We start from the raw sequence: 19,043 nt of genomic DNA on the forward strand, positions 1-19,043 counted from the left end.
TATGATTATATCTAAATCGAATACCCCACTTTTTTTCAAACTACTTATTTGTTTTTTTATTACTCAAATAGGTTTTGCACAATATACAATACCCAAAGTCCCTAGTGAACAAACCTCTGTTTATGATTATGCTAATCTTTTAAGTGCGTCAGAAAAAGCACAACTTGAAGAAAAATTAATCCATTATTCAGATACCACAACTACGCAAATCGTTGTTATTACTATTGAAAGTTTACAAAACGAAGATGTAAGTCAACTAGCAACTAAATGGGCTCAAACTTGGGGAATTGGAGGAACTGCAAAAGACGATAATGGAGTTATAATTTTGGTGGCTAAAGCCGAAAGAAAAATTGCAATCAACCCCGGTTACGGATTGGAAGATCGATTAACAGCGGGAATTGGAGGAGAAATAATTCGAAATATAATTACACCTGAATTCAAAGCCGGAAGTTATTACAATGGTTTAGACAAAGGAACTGATGCTCTTTTTGATGTTTTCAAAGGGAAGTACAAAGGAAAAAGAAAACAAACGCAGCAAAAAGACTTTCCAATTTTACCATTTATTGTTATTATCATCATCATCCTTGTTCTTATTTCTAAAAATAAAGGTGGCGGTGGCGGAAACTCTGGAAATCGCGGTGGTCGTGGCCCTAGTTTACTAGATGTCATTATCTTAAGTAGCCTTGGACGTGGCGGAGGCGGTGGTTTCGGTGGCGGTTCATCAGGAGGTGGATTTGGCGGCGGAGGCGGTGGCTTCGGTGGTGGCTTTGGTGGAGGAGGATTCTCTGGTGGAGGCTCTAGTGGAGGCTGGTAATTATTTATTAGAACCTTTTTATAAACCAATACAATGATCAACGGTACTATAAAGTAGCACCCAGGCAAAAATGCATGCAATAATTTTAAATCCATACTAGTAAATGCTTTCACACAAAGCCAAATACGCACTAAAAGCGCTACTCTTTTTAGCTCAGCAAGATGAAAATCATATTTCAAGAACAATTGAAATTGCAGAAGAGGCCAATATTCCAAAAAAGTTTTTGGAACAAATCTTATTGGATCTAAAACGAGGACATTATGTGGGTAGTAAGCAGGGTAAATTTGGAGGTTATTATCTTTTAAAATCTAAAAACGACATCACTTTAGCCGATATTTATCGGTTATTTGATGGCGCTATTGCCCTTTTACCTTGCGCTTCTTTAAATTTTTATGAGCGATGTGCTGATTGCACCAGCGAACACAACTGCCTGTTGCGAAGCGGATTAATCACTGTTAGAGATGAAACTTTAAAGGCAATGGAAGAAATCACAATTGCTTCATTAGTAAAAAAATAAAAATTTTATTTTAAACTCTACTAATTACATAGAATTAATTGTATATTTGCTGAAAATTATATAACACTAACTAGTTAAAGTAATTTTTAAAATAGTGCATTTTTTAAACTCGACTAATCCTATATAATTAATTATATTATGAGACCAATTCAATCAAAAACTGAAGTTTTAAATACTATAGCATTTTTAAGATTTAGAGCAATGGATTCTTTTTGTTATATGTGCCTTCGGGCATACTAAGCACTGTTTCATTAGAAATAAAAAAAGAAAATAAAAAAGTATCCAATAAAGATTTAAAAATAAAAATGAAAACAAAATACATACTCCTACTGATCATCACTTTTTTTTCAGTCGAAATAGTTTCGGCACAATCATCAGATGACTTAATCAATTTACTAATTCAAAAAGGCATTGTAAAACAAACTGATGCTGATTCGCTTCGTGCTGAATATGCTTTCAAACAACAAGAAGTAAAAGAAAAACAAAAACTATTTAATGTTCTTTCCAGCCGCAATATTACTATTGGTGGTTACACCCAGGTTCGCTATCAATCTTTACAAGAGCCAGGAAAGCCAGACGGCTTTGACATAAGAAGAGCTCGCTTTGATCTAAAAGGTAATTTTTCGCCAGAATGGGAATACCGATTACAAACCGATTTTGCAATCAGTACCAAAATAATAGATGCCTATTTTGTCTACAAACCATTTGAGTTCTTAAAAATAACAGGAGGACAATTTTTAATTCCCAATTCATTAGAAAGTACCACTTCGGACAATTTATTAGAAACCATTGACCGCGCTCAAATAAGTGGCTTAACAGGACGAAATAAAGATGCAATAGGAGATCAAAATGGCCGCGATATAGGAATACAAGCGAGTGGTAGTTTATTCAAAACAGCTTCAAATCGTTTTTTACTAGATTATTATGTAGCTTATTTTGATGGACAAGGAATCAATATCGCTGCCGATAAAAACGAATCCAAAGACATTACAGCTAGAATTGTAGGTCATCCTTATTCCTTTTTGGATTTTGGTATCTCATATTCAAACGGTCATGACTCATGGACTACGCCAGCTAGAAACCAAGACCAAGTACGTACTGGAGCTGATGTCGCAGTAAATTATAATGACTTTTCATTTAGAGCCGAATATTTACAAGCACAACAAGGCACTTATATTGTAAATGGAGTAAATAGAGATCTACTTAAGGACGGCTGGTATGCGCAGCTAGGCTATTTTGCACTACCAAAAAAACTACAATTTGTAGCAAAATACGACACGTTTGACCCTACAAAAAACAATCCTAAAAACGACATAACTTCATTCTATACACTTGGTGCCAATTTATATCCAAATTCATTTGTGAAATTTCAAGTCAACTACAAGCACAAAAGTGAACAAGGATATTCAATCAACAAAGATGAAGTCATCGCACAACTACAATTAAAATTCTAATTAATAAAATCCCCAAAATAAATAAAATGAAAAAAAATAAAATCACATTAGTAGCCGTAATAATTTTAGTATTGGCAAATGCGACCGCTTCAAAAGTAGCGGCACAAGATTTAAAAGGAAATATCAGTATCTCTGGAGCATTTGCTTTGTATCCCATTACAGTAAAATGGGCAGAAGAATTCAAAAAAATCAATCCAAATGTAAAAATTGACATTCAAGCAGGAGGAGCTGGAAAAGGAATAACTGATGTACTTTCTAAAGTAACAGATATTGGTTTAGTATCTCGTGATCTAAATGCGGCAGAGTTTAAAAAAGGAGCTTTTGCCATTGCTGTAACTAAAGATGCTGTGATACCTACAATAAGTGCGACGAGTCCATACAAAAAAGTACTGTATGAAAAAGGAGTTAAAAAAGAGGCATTTAACCACATCTTTATTACTGGAAAATACAAAACATGGAATAACTTAGGTTTTAAAAGCGAAGCTCCAATACATGTTTATACTAGATCTGATGCATCAGGAGCAGCTGAAACTTGGGCTAAATATTTCAATAAAAAACAGGAAGATTTACAAGGTGTGGCTGTTTTTGGTGATCCAGGTTTAGCACAGGCAGTAAAAAGAGATCCTTCTGGATTAGGGTTCAATAATATCGTGTATATCTATGATACCAAAACAAATAAACCAACAAATGGAGTTGTTCCAGTACCAATAGATTTGAATAACAATGGAAAATTAGATCCAGATGAGAATTTTTATGATGATATCGATCAATTAATTGCGGCTATTGTTAGTGGAAAATATCAATCGCCTCCCGCTAGAGATTTATATTTTGTGACTGTAAATAAACCTACTAATCCAATCGTAAAAGAATTTATAAAATACATTCTTACTGATGGACAGAAATTTGTTCAAGAAGCAGGATATATTAAGTTTTCAAAAGAAAAAATCGCTAAAGAGTTAGAGAAAGTAAAATAAATAAATCGTTTCATATTCCCTTTAGCAATAATGGAAAGAACTTATAATTCCTTCTACAATCGAACTAATTGGAGTTTAAATAATAAAAAATGAAAAACATACGACTCCTGAAAGACAGTGCATTGAGCAAACTATTTTTAGTACTGACACTATTATCAATTTCTACAGTACTATTTATAGGTTTGGGTTTGTTTTACAAATCTTTCCCTCTATTAAAAACACATTCTTTGACTAATTTACTATTTTCATCAGAATGGAAACCTTTCAAAGAAGCCTTCGGATTTTATCCTTTTATTATTGGAACACTATGGGTAACGGCAATAGCAATATGTATCGCATTGCCACTATCAATACTTACGGCAATCTTTCTTTCAGAATATGCTCCAATAAAAATCCGGAAATTGATTTTGCCGCTTATTGAATTATTATCAGGAATACCACCTGTTCTTTTTGGAGTTTGGGGCGTGCTGGTTATCGTTCCATTAATACAAGATAAGATAGCGCCTCATTTTATAACATTCACAACAGGATATTCTATACTGGCAGGAGGGATTGTATTGGCCATTATGATTTTTCCGCTTATTATCAGTATTCTGATAGAAGTGTTTGATAATGTTCCACAAGAACTAAGAGATGCTTCATTAGCTCTGGGTGCAACAAAATGGCAAACCACAAAAAAAGTACTTCTTAGAAAAACATCTGATGGGATAATAGCGGGAGTAGTTCTGGCCATTTCCAGAGCATTTGGAGAAACTATCGCCGTATTAATGGTTTGTGGAAACTTAGCACAAGTCCCAAATACGGTTTTTGATTCAGGATATCCTTTGCCCGCACTTATTGCTAATAATTATGGAGAAATGATGTCGATTCCTATGTATGACTCGGCACTAATGTTTGCTGCTTTGCTCCTATTTGTCATTATCTTTTTGTTTAATGCCCTGTCTAGAATTATTTTATTCCGAATTGAAAAAAGAACCAATTAAATCCATCAAGATGAGAAAATTAGAAGAAAATATAGTTAAATTTTTGATGGTACTCAGTACATTCATCATCAGTAGTACTTTGTTCCTGATATTGTATACCATTTTTTCAAAAGGTATCGGATCCTTGAGTTGGGACATGATTTTAAAAATTCCAGAAGGAGGATTTTACATTGGTAAAGGAGGAGGAATTCTGAATGCTATAATTGGGTCCATATACATCACTATTGGCGCTACATTTCTAGGTCTATTAATCAGCATTCCTGTTGTAATTTACATCAATGTTTATGCAAATAAAAACTCGCTCTTAGCTAACATTACGAGATTGAGTTATGATATTTTATTTGGAATTCCATCGATTGTTTATGGAGCCTTTGGATTTGCCATCATGGTATATATGGGATTAAAAACCTCATTAATAGCGGGTATTATAACAGTAACCTTATTAATAATCCCCATACTTGTACGAGCCATAGATGAAGCGGTACGGGTTATTCCTGAAGAAATGAGCAGTGCGGTTTATTCCCTTGGAGGAACACGTTATGAAACAGCCAAAATTTTATTGCGACAATCTATTCCTGGAATCATAACCGCTATTTTATTATCATTTGGTAGAGCAATTGGTGATGCAGCTTGTGTACTTTTCACTGCTGGTTTTACAGATAGTATTCCAACTTCACTTGATCAACCTGCAGCAACACTGCCACTATCCATATTTTTTCAATTAAGCAGTCCAATACAAGAAGTCCAAAACAGAGCCTATGCATCAGCAGTTATATTAACTATAATAGTTCTGGTTATAAGTATCTCAGCAAAAATAATAAGCAAAAATCTTTCAAAAAATAAAATATGATCATTCAACCACATATTAGTATACAAAACTTAAACGTACACATTGGAGAAAACCACATCCTTAAAAACATCAATCTGGATATTCCTGATAAAAAAGTAACGTCATTAATTGGCCCTTCTGGATGTGGAAAAACAACGCTTTTAAAAACCATGAACCGATTGCTAGACCGACAAACCGATGTACGTGTAGAAGGAAAAGTTTTAGTTGATGGCGAAAACATCTATGATCCAAAAATTGAAGTTACACACATTAGAAAAAAAATGGGATTACTCTCTCAAAGACCTTTTCCATTACCAATGAATATCTATGACAATATTGCCTATGGGCAACGAATTCATGGAAATAATAACAAAAAAGAATTAGATGAAATTGTAGAAAAACAACTTCGGGCTGTAAATCTTTGGGATGAAGTCAAAGACCGATTAAAATCGCCTGCGACACGTTTATCCATAGGGCAACAACAACGATTGTGTTTAGCAAGAGGACTTGCTATTGAACCCGAAATCATTTTGGGTGACGAGCCAACCTCAGCATTGGATCCCATTTCTACACAACATATAGAAGAATTGTTTTTGCAGCTTAAGGACAAATATACCATTGTATTGGTAACACATATCCTTCGACAAGCACGCAGGGTTTCTGACTATATTGGTTTTGTGTATATGGGTGAAATTATTGAATTTGGTCCTACCGAGGAAATATTATTAAACCCGAAAGAAAAATTGACTAAGGACTATGTAAAAGGTTTTTTGAGTTAGATTGTAGCGTTAAAATCCACAGTTTTGTATTTAAAATTAACATATTGATTATAAGTTATTTAACTTATAAAAAAGTGCGTTTATCGTAACTTTAATAGAAAACAAAGCCATGAAAAATTTTGCAATTCAACTCGTGTGGTTTACCACTTTGTATGTATTTATTTTTGCCGGTTTATGTCAATTCAACATCCCATTAGCGGTATTAATCAGTTTGCTCATTTTTGGACATTTACTAATACTCTTTATGGTTTATACGGTTCTCAAAGATAAATACACCACTACAAAAACCTTTAAAGACTGGTATGAAGATCATCCCATGGACACTTTGGATGAGTAGAAACACCATTAGTTTCATTAAAGGTATTGATGTAAGAATGCGGCTCAGCTGCTGTTATTTCTGCTATGGGAAGAAGGCATTAAAGTTTCACTACATGCCTTCTTCCTTTTTTTATTGTAAAGATCAAAAACTAACGTACTTTACTTTTTAATACAAAACGATGCAGCAACTTCGGAAAAAAGCGTTTTAAATAAATGCCTAAAACTTCTTTTCCACCAATATAAGCCTCAAATTTATTAGCCTCTACAACCTTAACTAGTTTTTTAGCAAAGACGCTAACTTCCATTCCGTTTAAGGTTGCAATATCATCCTTATTTTGTTTTGTACCATCTCCTGTGAGTGCATTTATAGCCACATTAGTTTGAATAAAACCAGGGCAAATTAATGTTACATTGATATTATCTTTTTCATGCTCCATACGTAACACATCAAAAAAACCGTGTAAAGCATGTTTTGCACCACAATAACCGGAACGATATGGAGAGCCAAATTTCCCCATCAAACTGGTAATAGTTACAAAATATCCTTTTTGATTTTGAATAAAATGAGGCAATAACGCCTTTGATAATGCTACAGTGCCAAGATAATCCACTTCAATCAGTTTTTTATCCACTTCAAAGTCTGTTTCTACCAAAAGAGAACGTTGACTTACTCCCCCATTATTTATAAGAATGTCAATTTTTCCAAAAAAAGAAATTGCATCAGCTACCTGTTTTTTGGCATTATCAAAATCCGACAAATCAAATGGTAAAACCGCAACTTCTGAATTTGCACATTTGGATTTTACCCGTTCTAAGTTTTCAATATTACGCGCCGATAGAATGAGTTTACAATTGCGGCCTGATAACTCATAGGCCAAAGCCTTTCCTATACCACTTGAAGCTCCTGTTATCCAAACTACCTTGTTATTTATGGAATCCATTTTTCTTATAAAAGTAAAAAAGTTTATCGAGTTATTACTAACTCAATAAACTTTCTGAAAACATTGTAGAAATAAAAACTATTTCTCTCTAATATAGATATCTATTGGCACTCCTGAAAAGTCCCAGTTATTTTTTCATTTAGCGATACATAAATCCACCACCACGAGATGGTTTTTCTTTGGCTGCAAATTTTTCTATTTTATATGTCAATGAAAACATTACGTATCGTTTTAAAACAATATTTTCTTCATCAACTAGTGTTGTTGGAGTTATAGTCCTGCTAGTACTTTGATTTTGATTTAAAAGATCATAGACCTTCACTTTTGCTGTCATCTTTTTTTCAAAAAAACTATAAGCCAAACTCGTATTCCATAAATAGAAATCTTTTTTAAAACCATCAGTAATATTAGAATTATATGTGTAGCCAAAATCATTTCCAAATACCCAATTCTTTGGCCAATAATTAGTAGTTTGAATATTAAATTGATGCACTACATTTGAAGCAGATTGCACTATATAATTAGAGTATTGATTTTCATTGTATGATAAGTTATAAGATGGATTGATAGACCACAACTCACCATAGTCATAAGAAAAACTAACACGCGGTTTAAGTTGAAGTGATTTGGCTTCAAATAATTCGTTATTAGCAAACCCTTTTATTAATGAATAATTGGCATTTAGACCTACACTATATTTAAAATTGTGCTTCTCATTTTTTATAGATTTATTCCAATTCGCTCCAAAAAATGACGAATAAGTCCCTGAAACATTTTCGTATGTCAAGCTTCTTTTTCGATTAGAGTCATAATTAGTCGAAGAAACTATTTGGCTATCATAAACATTTCCTCCCACATAAAGATTATAACCGGAACGTGTCGCAAAGTCATAGTTTCTAAAACTAAAATAACCCATATGATACTTATTGGGGTTTAAGTTTGGATTACCTATAATCGAATTTAAAGGGTCAGCTAAATTTTCAATTGGTAAAATTTGGCTTGCAGTCGGGAAGTCAACATTATAACTATAACTCGTCCAAATCGATTTAGACTTATTAATTTTATAACTAAGCCTAGCATTTAAAAAAGGGAGCACATAGTTTCTATCCAAATTTGTTTTTGCATCCAGATAAAAAGAATTATTTTGAAATACACTTATTGAAGGTCCTGCATTCACGTTGAAACTGTATTTTTTCTTTTCGATACTAAACCCAGCTTTTGGTCTAATCGTTTTAATAATGGAGGAACTAAAATTAGTCAGAAGCTCATTTTCTTCTGAATAGGTTTGTGAAGTCTCATTAAAATCAAATGCTTTTCTATCTTCAGATGTTTTGACCCATTTATAATCGAATCCTATTCTAACTTTCAAAGAATCTCCTATTGGTTCCGTATATTCAATTTCGGCAGTATAGCTATCTTTTAAATTTTTATTCTTCTTAATTTGATCTCTAATATCATCTGGATCTTCACTTTGATAAAAAATCGTTTTTGATTGATTCAACGCATTCAAAAGTTCTTTTGAATTTTCATTGTCAAAAACTAAATTTAAAAATCTGCCTTTTTTATTTAATTTTTTGCTGAAATTAATTGAATTACTAAACGTTGTTTTATCACTGTCATCAAAAGTTTTAGAACTACTCTCATTAAGCAATTGATTCGATTCATCTCTAGAAGATTCAAAAGAATCATTGCTATTTTTCTTGGTTGAAGAATTAAATTTTGGAGAAACAATCAAAGTAGCCGTTGAGTCAATTTTGTATTCAAAACTAGCATTGAAATTATGCCCCATGCGATCTTCACTTGTTTTTGCATTTGATTCAGTAGTAAAATTACCAGACGGTAAGAAATTAACTTGTTTGGTTCTGTTTACATTGTTAGCATTAGCTTTAGTGAAAAAATAACTTCCACTAGATTCTAAATCTTTAACCCACTGATCAGCATAATTAATTCCAACCATATCAGACTGTGTTATCCCATTTGATCCTCCACCAAATCGCAAACCACCAATACCATAAGAGCCATCACTATAAAAATACCTAGTACTCCTTCCTCCTCCCATATTATCAAAAACTTCATCCATGGAAAACCCCGTTGAATTAATGTTATTTGAAGAAGCTAATACACTAATTTTTCTTTTATTCTTAAAATAATTGATTAATGCACTACTTTCATAGCGGTCATCTGACCCAAAGCCTCCCATGAATTTACCAAAGAAGCCTTTATTTTTATCTTCATCAATTGTTAAATTGATACTTGCATTATTTGAACTAGATGCTTGCCCTGTTAATTCTTCTTTTTTGGTTTTTGTGTCAGATATTTGGACTTTATTAATGATATCAGAAGGTAAGCTCTGTAGTGCAATCTTACCGTCTTTATCGAAAAAGGGTTTTCCGTTTACTAAAATTTGGTTCACTTCTTTTCCGTTAACCGTAATTTTTCCATCGGTATCAATTACCACTCCTGGTAATTGTTTCAATAATGTTTCAACATTAGAATCTGGACGGACTTTAAAAGAAGAGGCATTAAATTCTAGAGTGTCTTTCTTTATTCTAATTGGTGGGGCTTCACTTTTTATTACAACTTCCCCTAAAGTATATGCGTTTTCAATCAAATGCAAAGTACCAAAATCCTTTTCTTTAAGAATTTCTTTAAATTCTTGTTTGTACACTTTGTATCCAATGTAGGAAACTTTTAAGAAAAATGGTTTTATGATTGGCTTAGTAGAGATCATAAACAAACCGTTTTTATCTGTAATTGTATAATCAATAACGGTTGAATCTTTGGCGGACGATAAATACACAGTAACTGATTCTAAAGGAATACGCGTATCAGCATCTATAATTTTACCAGATAATTTAATGCTGCTTTGAGCAAATGAAGCGCAACAAATGAACAGTAATATTCGTAGAAAGTATTTTTGCATAAAAAAAAATTAGCTATTATTGATTTAACAACAATAGCTAATTAAGTCTTTTGTAACACAGTGACAATTTTTGTTAAGAAAATTTTAACAAACTATTTCTCTCTAATATAGATATCTATTGGCACTCCTGAAAAGTCCCAGTTGTCACGAATTTTATTTTCAAGATAACGTTTGTACGGTTCTTTTACGTATTGTGGCATATTGGCAAAAAACACAAACTGAGGCGTTGGTGTTGGTAATTGCATACAATATTTAATTTTTACATATTTCCCTTTTGTTGCTGGTGGCGGGTACGCTTCAATCACTTTCAACATGTATTCGTTGAATTTTGAAGTAGCAATACGTTGTTGTCTGCTTTCGTACACTTTTACCGTAGCTTCTAGTGCTTTCAATAAACGTTGTTTTGTTAATGCAGATACAAAAAGAATAGGCACATCCGTAAATGGCATTAATTCTTCTCTAATTTTATCTTCATAATCTCTAGTAGACATGGTTTCTTTTTCAACTAAATCCCATTTGTTTACTAAGATCACAACCCCTTTTCTATTTTTTTCAGCCAACCAAAAAATACTTTGGTCTTGACCTTCAAATCCACGAGTAGCGTCAATAATTAAAATACAAATATCAGCATGTTCAATGGCACGAACAGAACGCATTACAGAATAAAATTCTAAATCTTCCTTTACTTTAGCCTTACGACGGATTCCCGCTGTATCCACTAAATTGAATTCGAAACCAAAACGGTCAAATTTTGTATCAATAGAATCACGAGTTGTCCCCGCAATATCAGTAACTATATAACGATCTTTTCCAATCAATGCATTGATAAAACTTGACTTTCCAGCATTTGGACGACCTACAACTGCAAAACGAGGTAATGCAATTTCCTCTTGTGTTGGTTCTGGTTTTATTGGGAATGCTTCAATTAAAGCATCTAATAAATCCCCAGTTCCACTTCCTGAAATACTTGCAAAAGTGTAATATTCCCCTAATCCTAGGTTGTAAAACTCAATAGCATCTTTTTCACGCATTGCGTTATCTACCTTATTTACAGCTAGCAAAACAGGCTTAGTCACTTTACGCAATAATCTCGCAACGGCATCATCCATTGGTGTGATCCCTTCTTCAACATCAACTACAAATATGATAACATCAGCCTCATCGATAGCCAATTCTACTTGTTTACGGATTTCGCCTTCAAAAACATCATCAGAACCACGTACATAACCTCCTGTATCAATTACAGAAAATTCCTTTCCATTCCATTCACTTTTACCATAGTTTCTGTCACGGGTAACTCCCGAAACTGAATCTACTATAGCTTCTCTTCTTTGTATCAGCCTATTAAAAAGGGTTGATTTCCCTACATTAGGTCTTCCTACTATCGCAACAATATTGTTCATAATATAAATTCAAATATTTTGCAAAGGTAGTGTAAAAAGCGTGAATATCAATTATTTTACTATATTAGCTATAATCAACATTTTAACCCTTTAAAATCGATTAGATGGATACTGAAAATGAGATTACACTTCGTTTGCGTTTTCATAAAGATATTAAAGAAAACAGCGCTTCTCTACTTTTAAAATTCGAAAACTATTCTAAAATAAAATCGGAGGATTTCACCATAAAGACAAGTGATAATCACATTTGGTTAGCCATAGTCCCAGCAAAAAGAAAATATTGGACTCCACATTTGCATTTGGAATTAGAACCTAAAAGTGATTCCGAAACTCATATTAGAGGATTATATGGACCAGACCCTACACTTTGGACCTTCTTCATGTTTCTCCATTTTATAATTGCAGGTATATTTCTAATTTTTTGTGCGATTGCTTATTCGGACTATATTTTAAAAAATTCCATTACTTTAGATTTGATTATCATTACGTTGATGACTTTCTTTTGGTTTTTCCTATATTATCTAGCTAAATCCATTCGGAAAAAAGGACATCCGCAAATGAACGAATTGGAAAATTATTTTAATACCATTTTAGAATCGTAATAAAAATAAAAAAGCCCCGATACAATCACTAAAGATCGTATCGGGGCTTTTAATATAACTTCAATAAAACTATTGATTGTAACCAAAACGTTTTAACATATTGGCATTGCTTCTCCAGTTTTTATTTACCTTCACATATAGTTCAATATGTATTTGTTTTCCAAAAAACTTCTCTAAATCAGCACGAGAATCCATCCCCACTTTCTTTAAAGCGGCTCCTTTGTGACCTATTACAATTCCTTTTTGAGTTTCGCGCTCCACCATAATCAAAGAACGGATTCTAATGATGTTCTCATCCTCAAAAAACTCTTCGGTTACAATTTCTACCGCATAAGGAATTTCTTTGCTGTAATTCAATAAGATTTTTTCACGAATAGTCTCGTTAACGAAAAAACGTTCCGGTTTATCCGTTAATTGATCTTTTGGATAATAAGCTGGTGATTCTGGTAAAAGAGTAATTATTCTTTGGAAAACTTCAGGAACATTAAAGTTTTGCAATGCTGATATTGGAAAAATTTCGGCATTAGGTACTTTTTCAGCCCAGAAAGCTACTTGTTCTTCTAATTTTTCTTGATTAGAAGTATCTATTTTATTCAATAATAATAGTACTGGAATTTTGGCGTGGATGATTTTATTGAAAAAAGCTTCATCTTTCAAATCTTGCTCTCCTATTTCGACCATGTAAATCAAAATATCAGCATCTTCAAATGCTGACTTTACGAAGTTCATCATCGATTCCTGCATTTCGTATGCTGGCTTAATGATTCCAGGAGTATCCGATAAAATCATTTGAAAATCTTCTCCGTTTACAATCCCTAAAATTCTGTGACGTGTTGTTTGTGCTTTGGAAGTAATGATTGATAACCTTTCTCCAACAAAGGCATTCATCAAAGTTGATTTACCAACATTTGGATTTCCAATGATATTTACAAAACCTGCTTTATGTGACATTTAATATGTATTTATTTTGCAAAGGTAGTTATATCAAGTCAATAGATGAAATAAAACATTTTTTTAAATTTATCTTGCAAATACCAAATTTCGTTGTACCTTTGCACCCGAAACAACGCGGGATAGAGCAGTAGGCAGCTCGTCGGGCTCATAACCCGAAGGTCACAGGTTCGAGTCCTGTTCCCGCTACTAAGTTAATTTTATTGAGATTACAAACGCACATCGCGGGATAGAGCAGTAGGCAGCTCGTCGGGCTCATAACCCGAAGGTCACTGGTTCGAGTCCAGTTCCCGCTACTAAGAAAGCTTCCTAGAAATAGGAGGCTTTTTTCTATTTAAGACGACAATAGCCTGAACATCCTAGTCAATCCCCTCAGTAACTTTTATTATTTAATCGCTTTTTTAAGCTTATCTAAAGAATCATCATTCCATAACTTGATTTGATCTATTGCTAAACCCGCAATTGCCAAAGCGCCTTTTTTACTTAAATGGGTATCATCTGATTTTCCTTCTGGGTAATATGGAATCTCTCCTGGTTTGAAATGTAAATGCAACCCTTTTGATTTTTCGGAACCATATGAAGCTTCTAATAATTCGGAATAATATTCTAAATCTACAAAAGGTACTTTATATTCTTGTGCTACCAGACGAGTTTCTAATGGATAATCACCATACGTCCCAACTAAAACCCCATTCTCATTAAAATTCCTCCTTGCAATTGATGAAAACAAAATTGGAACTGCTGTAATAGTATTCCCAGGAGGAGGTTATTCACATTTAGCAATAAATAAAGAAGGGAATAAAGTTGCAGAATGGTTAAATACAATGGGGATAACAGCCTATGTATTAAAATATAGGTTACCAACTGATCAAATAATGAAAGATAAAACTACTGGACCATTGCAAGATGCACAAGAAGCAATACGGTACGTGAGACGAAATGCTGCTAAATAGAATATAAATAAAAATAAAATTGGAATTATTGGATTTTCTGCTGGAGGACATTTAGCCTCAACACTAGCTACACATTATAATGAAAAGGTTTATCAATCAACAGACACTACAAATGCTCGTCCAAACTTTTCCCTCTTAATTTACCCAGTAATTTCTATGAATAGTGAGATTACTCATCTAGGCTCACAAACTAATTTATTAGGAAATCAAGCTTCAGCATCATCAATAGAGAAGTTCTCCAATGAGTTACAAGTAACGTCCGAAACTCCAGAGGCTTTTCTTGTCCACGCATCGGATGACACAGTGGTATCAGCAAAAAATAGCATTGTTTATTATGAAGCTTTAATTAAACATAAAGTTCCAGCGGAGCTCCATTTATATGAGAAAGGTGGCCATGGTTTTGGATTGGGTAAAGAACACAGCAGTAAATATTGGACGACTGACTGTCAAAATTGGCTAAAAGAACACAAATATGTTGATTAGAAAAAGTTTCTTTCAAAAAAAAAACCTGTGATGTTTTACATCACAGGTTAAACTAACTAAATTTATCACAAAAACTTATTTTAAAACAACCAAATTTTATAATATATTTTTAATCTTCAGATACTAATGGTCTTTCAACATCCATTTTTACATCTAATAGTACTGCAACACCTTTATCATTAACCATTGTCATATTTAAAGTATCTAATACTGCCAATTTTCTTGATGTTAAACCACTAAACATATTGTATGAAATATTCATTTCTTTTAGATTATTTAATTTCTCTAAATCGAAAGGAACTTGTCCATCCATATTATTTTCAAATAAGCTAAGGTTTTCTAAATTTTCTAAATTCGCAACATTAACACTTAATTTCCCAACTATTTTATTACTATTTAAAAGCAAAACTTTTAATGTTTTTACTTCATAAAGAGAGTTAGGTATTTGACCTTCAATTTCATTATTAAAAACGGCTAAAGTTTCTAAAGATTTTAAATTCCCAATTTGAGAAGGCAATTCACCAGAAATTCTATTCATGTAAAGTTCAAGATCTTTTAAATTATTCATTTCACAAATAGTAGCTGGTATAATTCCAGTCAATTTATTAAACGAAAGATCAAGTACTTTAAGTTCTTTTAAATTTTCCAAAGCATAAGGTATACTTCCAGAAATATTATTTTTATGTAAATTTAATTCTTGCAAATTGACTAAGCTTGAAATTTCACTAGGAATTTCACCAACTAAGTTATTATCAGATAAATTGATTGCAATTACTTTGTCTCCATCCAATTTGACACCATACCAAGTAGAAATTGGGGTATTTAAATCCCATTTTGTAGTCCAATTGTCTCCATTAGTTGCTTTATACAATTTCAACAGCACTGCCTTATCAGAAAAAGAAACATCTGCCATCATCGAAAATGATGTTAAAACAGTTAAAAGTAGAGTTAAAATATTTTTCATAATAATTGGGGTATTACTTATTTGATAGAATAAAAGTACATACAAAGGAGTTTATCAACAAATAAAATCGATGAAATACATCAATTGTAATTATAATGGTATAATATTCCTACAAAAAAAATGAATTATTATTAATAAAAAAAATATTACATTTGAAATATCAACTTTAAATATAACTTTATGGAAATTAACTTTTTAGCACTTGTTGTTGCTGCAATTTCAACATTACTAGCCGGTTTTGTATGGTATCATCCAAAAGTTTTTGGAACAATATGGATGAAAGAGTCAGGAATGACCGAAGACAAAATGAAAGGCGGCAATATGGCCTTGATTTTTGGCATGGCCGTTTTTTATGCTTTTTTAATTGCTATGGTCCTTCAAACCCTAACCATTCATCAATTTGGAGCCTTAAGTATGGTTGGCGGTGACGCTACAATTGCAAAACCATCTTACACAGCATTTATGGCAGATTACGGAACAGCATTTAGAACTTTTAAACATGGAGCGTTACATGGTTTCATTTCGGGACTTTTTCTTGCGTTACCCATTATTGGAACAAATGCACTTTTTGAAAGAAAAAGCTACAAGTACACGTTAGTAAGTGGTGGTTTTTGGATAGTATGTTTTATGCTAATGGGCGGAATTATTTGTGCTTGGAAATAAAAACTAAATATTCTACTCTCTATTAAAATCTCATTTCATAAAAAAATGAAATGAGATTTTTTTTTAAAAAAGCTGTTCGATTGAATTAGCTAATTCAAAATCTTTATCAGTAAGTCCGTTGGCACTATGTGTTGATAATCTAATATCTACTTTATTATACACATTAAACCACTCTGGATGATGATTTTGTTTCTCAGCCAGCAATCCAACTTGAACAATAAACCCTAGCGCTTCACTAAAATTTTTAAAAATAAAATTTTTCTCAATTGCTTCATTTTTAAAAAACCAACCTTTTATTTCTCTCAATTTAGGTTGAGCTGTTTCTTCATTGTACTTTTCCATAACAATATGTTTTTATTAAAATTAGTTAAAATTTATATAATCTCTTTCTCATTTAACTTTATATATTAATTTAGACAAATACTAATTAACTATCTATTGGGCTCTAACTTTTCATTTCAAATCTATTCTTCCTCAAAAAATCTACCTGTTGGCTGGGATTCATTAGTTGTTGACAACATCTTTCTTTCAAGTGATTATTTATCTGTTCTAGAATCATCCGCCCCTACAAATATGGATTGCCATTTTATTGGTTTGTTTCAAGACCAAGAATTAGTTGGCGCGGCTTTGTCACAATTTATTAATTTAAGTGAGGTAAGTTCTTTTGGAGAAAGAGATCATTGTTTAAAAACGGTGATTCGGAATTTAGTTTTTAAAAATCTTAGTTCGAAAGTATTGGTGATTGGAAACAATATGCTTACTGGTCAAAACAGTTACTGCTTTAATGAAAAATTACCTGTAACTGAAGGCTTAATTTTATTAGAAAAAGCATCCGAGGAATTAAAGAAAATCTTCAAAAAAAAGGGATTAAAAATACATCTCACCATTTTTAAAGATTTTGCAAATCAAGAAATTCAAAATTTTAAAATTCCTGAGTACAATTCTTTTTTCAACTTTTCCACACAACCAAATATGGTTTTTTCTATTCAAGAATCATGGAATATATTTGATGATTATATCAATGATTTATCCAAAAAATATAGAGATCAATACAAGAGAGCAAGAAAAAAAGCAACAACTATTACTAAGAAAAAATTATCTCTAGAAGAAATAAAAGAATACAATATAAGAATACATGAGTTATATATGAATGTAGCAAAGAACGCACCTTTTAATACTTTTTATTTGCCTGAAAATCATTTTGAAGAATTTAAAAAAGCACTAAAAGACCAGTTTCTTTTTTACGGTTATTTTATTGATAATGAATTAATCGGATTTAATACCTTAATAAAAAATGGCAAAGACATTGACACCTATTTCTTGGGATATGATGAGAAGCACCAACGTGAAAAAATGTTATATCTCAATATGTTGTATGATATGATTGGTTATTCAATCAATAAAGGATACAAACGAATCATTTTTGCAAGAACAGCTTTAGAAATAAAAAGTTCGGTAGGCGCAAAACCAATTAAAATGTATGGTTTAATGAAACATAGCAATCCTTTTATTAATTTATTTGTTTCAAAAACGTTTAGTTATTTTGAACCTGTAATGGAATGGAAAGAAAGAAACCCATTTAAATAATAGAAATATTATGGAATAGCTACCCTCATTTTTTGAGCAGAAATTGAAATATTAAGTTCCGTTTCTAACCCATAATATTCTCCGTCAATTTGAAAACTTACTGGCCTATCCGTTTTGATTATGGCTTTGTCCGTTGAAATAATCTCAATGTCTTCGGTATCTAATGGTAAATTCCCTGTAATAATTTTGCCAAAAACAAGCAAATCTAAATTTTTTATAATTACCAATTCAAATTTACCATCATTCATCAGTCCGTTTGGATTTATAGTCACTCCTGTTCCATATTTTTGAGAATTAGCAACAACAATCATTTGTGCTAAACAGTCAAACTTTTTTCCATTTGCCTCTATTGTTGCATTAAAAGGATCTTCTCTATCAATCAAAGTATTAAATGCTTGCAAAGCATAGCCCCATTTACCATGCAGCGCATTATTTTCATAGTTTTTAATAAGTGAAGCATTCAACCCTAAGTCACTTAAATGCAAACTTTTTTTACCGTTTATTACAACTATATCTATTTCTACATAATCATTATGAAAACATATCGTTAAATTCTCCTCAAGAGTCTTTGGTAAATTTAAATCGGTTGCTAATCCATTTGCTGATCCTGCAGGTAAAATTCCAAAAATAACTTCAGCATTTTCTAATGCTTCCACTGCTAACTTTATAGTACCATCTCCTCCAGCTACAATTATTCTTTCTGGTTTGAATATATTATAAATTTCTTTAATCTTTTTGCTATCAGCATCCCCTGTTGTTTCATATAATACAAAGTTAAGGTTTTCCTTAGCGGCATAAAGTGCAGTTGCCTCTATAAATTCTGATTTGTCAATTCCTCCTGACACAGGATTAGTAATCATTACGATATTCTTTTTCAAAGTTTTATTGCTTTTATTGCTTAAAAA

General features: G+C 32.2%; 21 protein-coding genes and 2 tRNA genes. 15 read left to right on the top strand and 8 right to left on the bottom strand.

Annotation, left to right across the window (positions count from 1 at the left end; all coding sequences use genetic code 11):
• Position 1: 1 nt before the first annotated feature.
• The 8 genes from AB3G34_RS11130 (at position 2) to AB3G34_RS11165 (ending at position 6,687) form a co-directional block, all read left to right on the top strand.
• Positions 2–814, top strand: a complete 813-nt coding sequence (locus tag AB3G34_RS11130) for a YgcG family protein (protein WP_367771843.1) — start codon at positions 2–4, stop codon at positions 812–814.
• A gap of 103 nt (positions 815–917) precedes the next feature.
• Positions 918–1,331, top strand: a complete 414-nt coding sequence (locus AB3G34_RS11135; protein ID WP_367771845.1) for an Rrf2 family transcriptional regulator — start codon at positions 918–920, stop codon at positions 1,329–1,331.
• A gap of 305 nt (positions 1,332–1,636) precedes the next feature.
• Positions 1,637–2,785 (top strand): porin, encoded by a 1,149-nt coding sequence (locus tag AB3G34_RS11140; protein ID WP_367771847.1) that lies wholly within the window; start codon positions 1,637–1,639, stop codon positions 2,783–2,785.
• A gap of 26 nt (positions 2,786–2,811) precedes the next feature.
• The gene (locus AB3G34_RS11145; RefSeq protein WP_369752485.1) at positions 2,812–3,759 is read left to right on the top strand and encodes a PstS family phosphate ABC transporter substrate-binding protein; all 948 of its coding nucleotides are present in this window, start codon (positions 2,812–2,814) and stop codon (positions 3,757–3,759) included.
• Positions 3,760–3,848: 89 nt separating this feature from the next.
• Entirely contained in the window at positions 3,849–4,742 is an 894-nt protein-coding gene (gene pstC / locus AB3G34_RS11150) for a phosphate ABC transporter permease subunit PstC (RefSeq protein ID WP_367771851.1), read from the top strand.
• Positions 4,743–4,752: 10 nt separating this feature from the next.
• On the top strand, positions 4,753–5,592 hold the full coding sequence (gene pstA / locus AB3G34_RS11155) for a phosphate ABC transporter permease PstA (protein WP_369752486.1): 840 nt from the start codon (positions 4,753–4,755) through the stop codon (positions 5,590–5,592).
• Positions 5,589–6,350 carry a phosphate ABC transporter ATP-binding protein PstB gene (gene pstB, locus AB3G34_RS11160; protein ID WP_367771853.1) on the top strand — a complete coding sequence of 254 codons (762 nt, stop codon included), beginning with the start codon at positions 5,589–5,591 and terminating at the stop codon, positions 6,348–6,350. Before pstA ends, pstB begins: the two co-directional genes overlap by 4 nt.
• Before the next feature lie 109 nt (positions 6,351–6,459).
• Entirely contained in the window at positions 6,460–6,687 is a 228-nt protein-coding gene (locus tag AB3G34_RS11165; RefSeq protein ID WP_367771854.1) for a hypothetical protein, read from the top strand.
• A gap of 130 nt (positions 6,688–6,817) precedes the next feature.
• Here the strand turns inward: AB3G34_RS11165 and AB3G34_RS11170 are convergent, their stop codons facing one another.
• The 3 genes from AB3G34_RS11170 to der all read right to left on the bottom strand — a co-directional run bounded on the left by AB3G34_RS11170 (position 6,818) and on the right by der (position 11,935).
• Positions 6,818–7,609: an SDR family oxidoreductase gene (locus tag AB3G34_RS11170; RefSeq protein ID WP_369752487.1), complete on the bottom strand. Its 792-nt coding sequence runs from the start codon at positions 7,607–7,609 to the stop codon at positions 6,818–6,820.
• 139 nt (positions 7,610–7,748) lie between these two features.
• Positions 7,749–10,532 (bottom strand): outer membrane beta-barrel protein, encoded by a 2,784-nt coding sequence (locus AB3G34_RS11175; protein ID WP_369752488.1) that lies wholly within the window; start codon positions 10,530–10,532, stop codon positions 7,749–7,751.
• A 92-nt stretch (positions 10,533–10,624) separates the two neighbouring features.
• Positions 10,625–11,935: a ribosome biogenesis GTPase Der gene (gene der / locus AB3G34_RS11180; RefSeq protein WP_367754970.1), complete on the bottom strand. Its 1,311-nt coding sequence runs from the start codon at positions 11,933–11,935 to the stop codon at positions 10,625–10,627.
• A 104-nt stretch (positions 11,936–12,039) separates the two neighbouring features.
• Here der and AB3G34_RS11185 point away from each other — a divergent pair, with 104 nt between their 5' ends.
• Positions 12,040–12,537: a hypothetical protein gene (locus AB3G34_RS11185; protein WP_369752489.1), complete on the top strand. Its 498-nt coding sequence runs from the start codon at positions 12,040–12,042 to the stop codon at positions 12,535–12,537.
• Between the two features lie 69 nt (positions 12,538–12,606).
• On the opposite strand, the gene era is transcribed toward AB3G34_RS11185, so the two are convergent.
• On the bottom strand, positions 12,607–13,488 hold the full coding sequence (gene era / locus AB3G34_RS11190; RefSeq protein ID WP_367771859.1) for a GTPase Era: 882 nt from the start codon (positions 13,486–13,488) through the stop codon (positions 12,607–12,609).
• A 116-nt stretch (positions 13,489–13,604) separates the two neighbouring features.
• Here era and AB3G34_RS11195 point away from each other — a divergent pair.
• Positions 13,605–13,677, top strand: a tRNA-Met gene (locus tag AB3G34_RS11195).
• Positions 13,678–13,711: 34 nt separating this feature from the next.
• Positions 13,712–13,784: transfer RNA gene (locus tag AB3G34_RS11200), tRNA-Met, on the top strand.
• Between the two features lie 89 nt (positions 13,785–13,873).
• On the opposite strand, the gene AB3G34_RS11205 is transcribed toward AB3G34_RS11200, so the two are convergent.
• Positions 13,874–14,218 (bottom strand): hypothetical protein, encoded by a 345-nt coding sequence (locus AB3G34_RS11205; RefSeq protein WP_369752490.1) that lies wholly within the window; start codon positions 14,216–14,218, stop codon positions 13,874–13,876.
• 94 nt (positions 14,219–14,312) lie between these two features.
• Here AB3G34_RS11205 and AB3G34_RS11210 point away from each other — a divergent pair, with 94 nt between their 5' ends.
• Both AB3G34_RS11210 and AB3G34_RS11215 read left to right on the top strand, forming a co-directional pair.
• A complete protein-coding gene (locus AB3G34_RS11210; RefSeq protein WP_367771863.1) occupies positions 14,313–14,441 on the top strand; it encodes a hypothetical protein in 129 nt (42 codons plus the stop codon).
• Between the two features lie 3 nt (positions 14,442–14,444).
• Positions 14,445–14,924: an alpha/beta hydrolase gene (locus tag AB3G34_RS11215; protein WP_369754098.1), complete on the top strand. Its 480-nt coding sequence runs from the start codon at positions 14,445–14,447 to the stop codon at positions 14,922–14,924.
• Between the two features lie 109 nt (positions 14,925–15,033).
• Here AB3G34_RS11215 and AB3G34_RS11220 read toward each other — a convergent pair whose 3' ends face one another.
• Positions 15,034–15,888: a leucine-rich repeat domain-containing protein gene (locus AB3G34_RS11220; protein WP_367771865.1), complete on the bottom strand. Its 855-nt coding sequence runs from the start codon at positions 15,886–15,888 to the stop codon at positions 15,034–15,036.
• 180 nt (positions 15,889–16,068) lie between these two features.
• Here AB3G34_RS11220 and AB3G34_RS11225 point away from each other — a divergent pair, with 180 nt between their 5' ends.
• On the top strand, positions 16,069–16,551 hold the full coding sequence (locus AB3G34_RS11225; protein WP_369752491.1) for a DUF1761 domain-containing protein: 483 nt from the start codon (positions 16,069–16,071) through the stop codon (positions 16,549–16,551).
• Between the two features lie 63 nt (positions 16,552–16,614).
• On the opposite strand, the gene AB3G34_RS11230 is transcribed toward AB3G34_RS11225, so the two are convergent.
• Positions 16,615–16,893, bottom strand: a complete 279-nt coding sequence (locus tag AB3G34_RS11230) for a 4a-hydroxytetrahydrobiopterin dehydratase (RefSeq protein WP_367771869.1) — start codon at positions 16,891–16,893, stop codon at positions 16,615–16,617.
• 96 nt (positions 16,894–16,989) lie between these two features.
• Between AB3G34_RS11230 and AB3G34_RS11235 the strand changes: the two genes are divergently transcribed.
• On the top strand, positions 16,990–18,138 hold the full coding sequence (locus AB3G34_RS11235; protein ID WP_369752492.1) for a GNAT family N-acetyltransferase: 1,149 nt from the start codon (positions 16,990–16,992) through the stop codon (positions 18,136–18,138).
• Between the two features lie 8 nt (positions 18,139–18,146).
• On the opposite strand, the gene AB3G34_RS11240 is transcribed toward AB3G34_RS11235, so the two are convergent.
• Positions 18,147–19,016, bottom strand: a complete 870-nt coding sequence (locus AB3G34_RS11240; protein WP_369752493.1) for a diacylglycerol kinase family protein — start codon at positions 19,014–19,016, stop codon at positions 18,147–18,149.
• Positions 19,017–19,043: the final 27 nt, after the last annotated feature.

It is taken from the genome of Flavobacterium sp. WC2409, assembly GCF_041200085.1.
Classification (GTDB): domain Bacteria; phylum Bacteroidota; class Bacteroidia; order Flavobacteriales; family Flavobacteriaceae; genus Flavobacterium.

Excerpts from the sequence above, each read along its gene's own strand:
- AB3G34_RS11130 (WP_367771843.1), top strand. The coding sequence starts at position 2 with ATGATTATATCTAAATCGAATACCCCACTTTTTTTCAAACTACTTATT.
- AB3G34_RS11135 (WP_367771845.1), top strand. The coding sequence starts at position 918 with ATGCTTTCACACAAAGCCAAATACGCACTAAAAGCGCTACTCTTTTTA.
- AB3G34_RS11140 (WP_367771847.1), top strand. The coding sequence starts at position 1,637 with ATGAAAACAAAATACATACTCCTACTGATCATCACTTTTTTTTCAGTC.
- AB3G34_RS11145 (WP_369752485.1), top strand. The coding sequence starts at position 2,812 with ATGAAAAAAAATAAAATCACATTAGTAGCCGTAATAATTTTAGTATTG.
- pstC (WP_367771851.1), top strand. The coding sequence starts at position 3,849 with ATGAAAAACATACGACTCCTGAAAGACAGTGCATTGAGCAAACTATTT.
- pstA (WP_369752486.1), top strand. The coding sequence starts at position 4,753 with ATGAGAAAATTAGAAGAAAATATAGTTAAATTTTTGATGGTACTCAGT.
- pstB (WP_367771853.1), top strand. The coding sequence starts at position 5,589 with ATGATCATTCAACCACATATTAGTATACAAAACTTAAACGTACACATT.
- AB3G34_RS11165 (WP_367771854.1), top strand. The coding sequence starts at position 6,460 with ATGAAAAATTTTGCAATTCAACTCGTGTGGTTTACCACTTTGTATGTA.
- AB3G34_RS11170 (WP_369752487.1), bottom strand. The coding sequence starts at position 7,609 with ATGGATTCCATAAATAACAAGGTAGTTTGGATAACAGGAGCTTCAAGT.
- AB3G34_RS11175 (WP_369752488.1), bottom strand. The coding sequence starts at position 10,532 with ATGCAAAAATACTTTCTACGAATATTACTGTTCATTTGTTGCGCTTCA.
- der (WP_367754970.1), bottom strand. The coding sequence starts at position 11,935 with ATGAACAATATTGTTGCGATAGTAGGAAGACCTAATGTAGGGAAATCA.
- AB3G34_RS11185 (WP_369752489.1), top strand. The coding sequence starts at position 12,040 with ATGGATACTGAAAATGAGATTACACTTCGTTTGCGTTTTCATAAAGAT.
- era (WP_367771859.1), bottom strand. The coding sequence starts at position 13,488 with ATGTCACATAAAGCAGGTTTTGTAAATATCATTGGAAATCCAAATGTT.
- AB3G34_RS11210 (WP_367771863.1), top strand. The coding sequence starts at position 14,313 with ATGGGGATAACAGCCTATGTATTAAAATATAGGTTACCAACTGATCAA.
- AB3G34_RS11220 (WP_367771865.1), bottom strand. The coding sequence starts at position 15,888 with ATGAAAAATATTTTAACTCTACTTTTAACTGTTTTAACATCATTTTCG.
- AB3G34_RS11225 (WP_369752491.1), top strand. The coding sequence starts at position 16,069 with ATGGAAATTAACTTTTTAGCACTTGTTGTTGCTGCAATTTCAACATTA.
- AB3G34_RS11230 (WP_367771869.1), bottom strand. The coding sequence starts at position 16,893 with ATGGAAAAGTACAATGAAGAAACAGCTCAACCTAAATTGAGAGAAATA.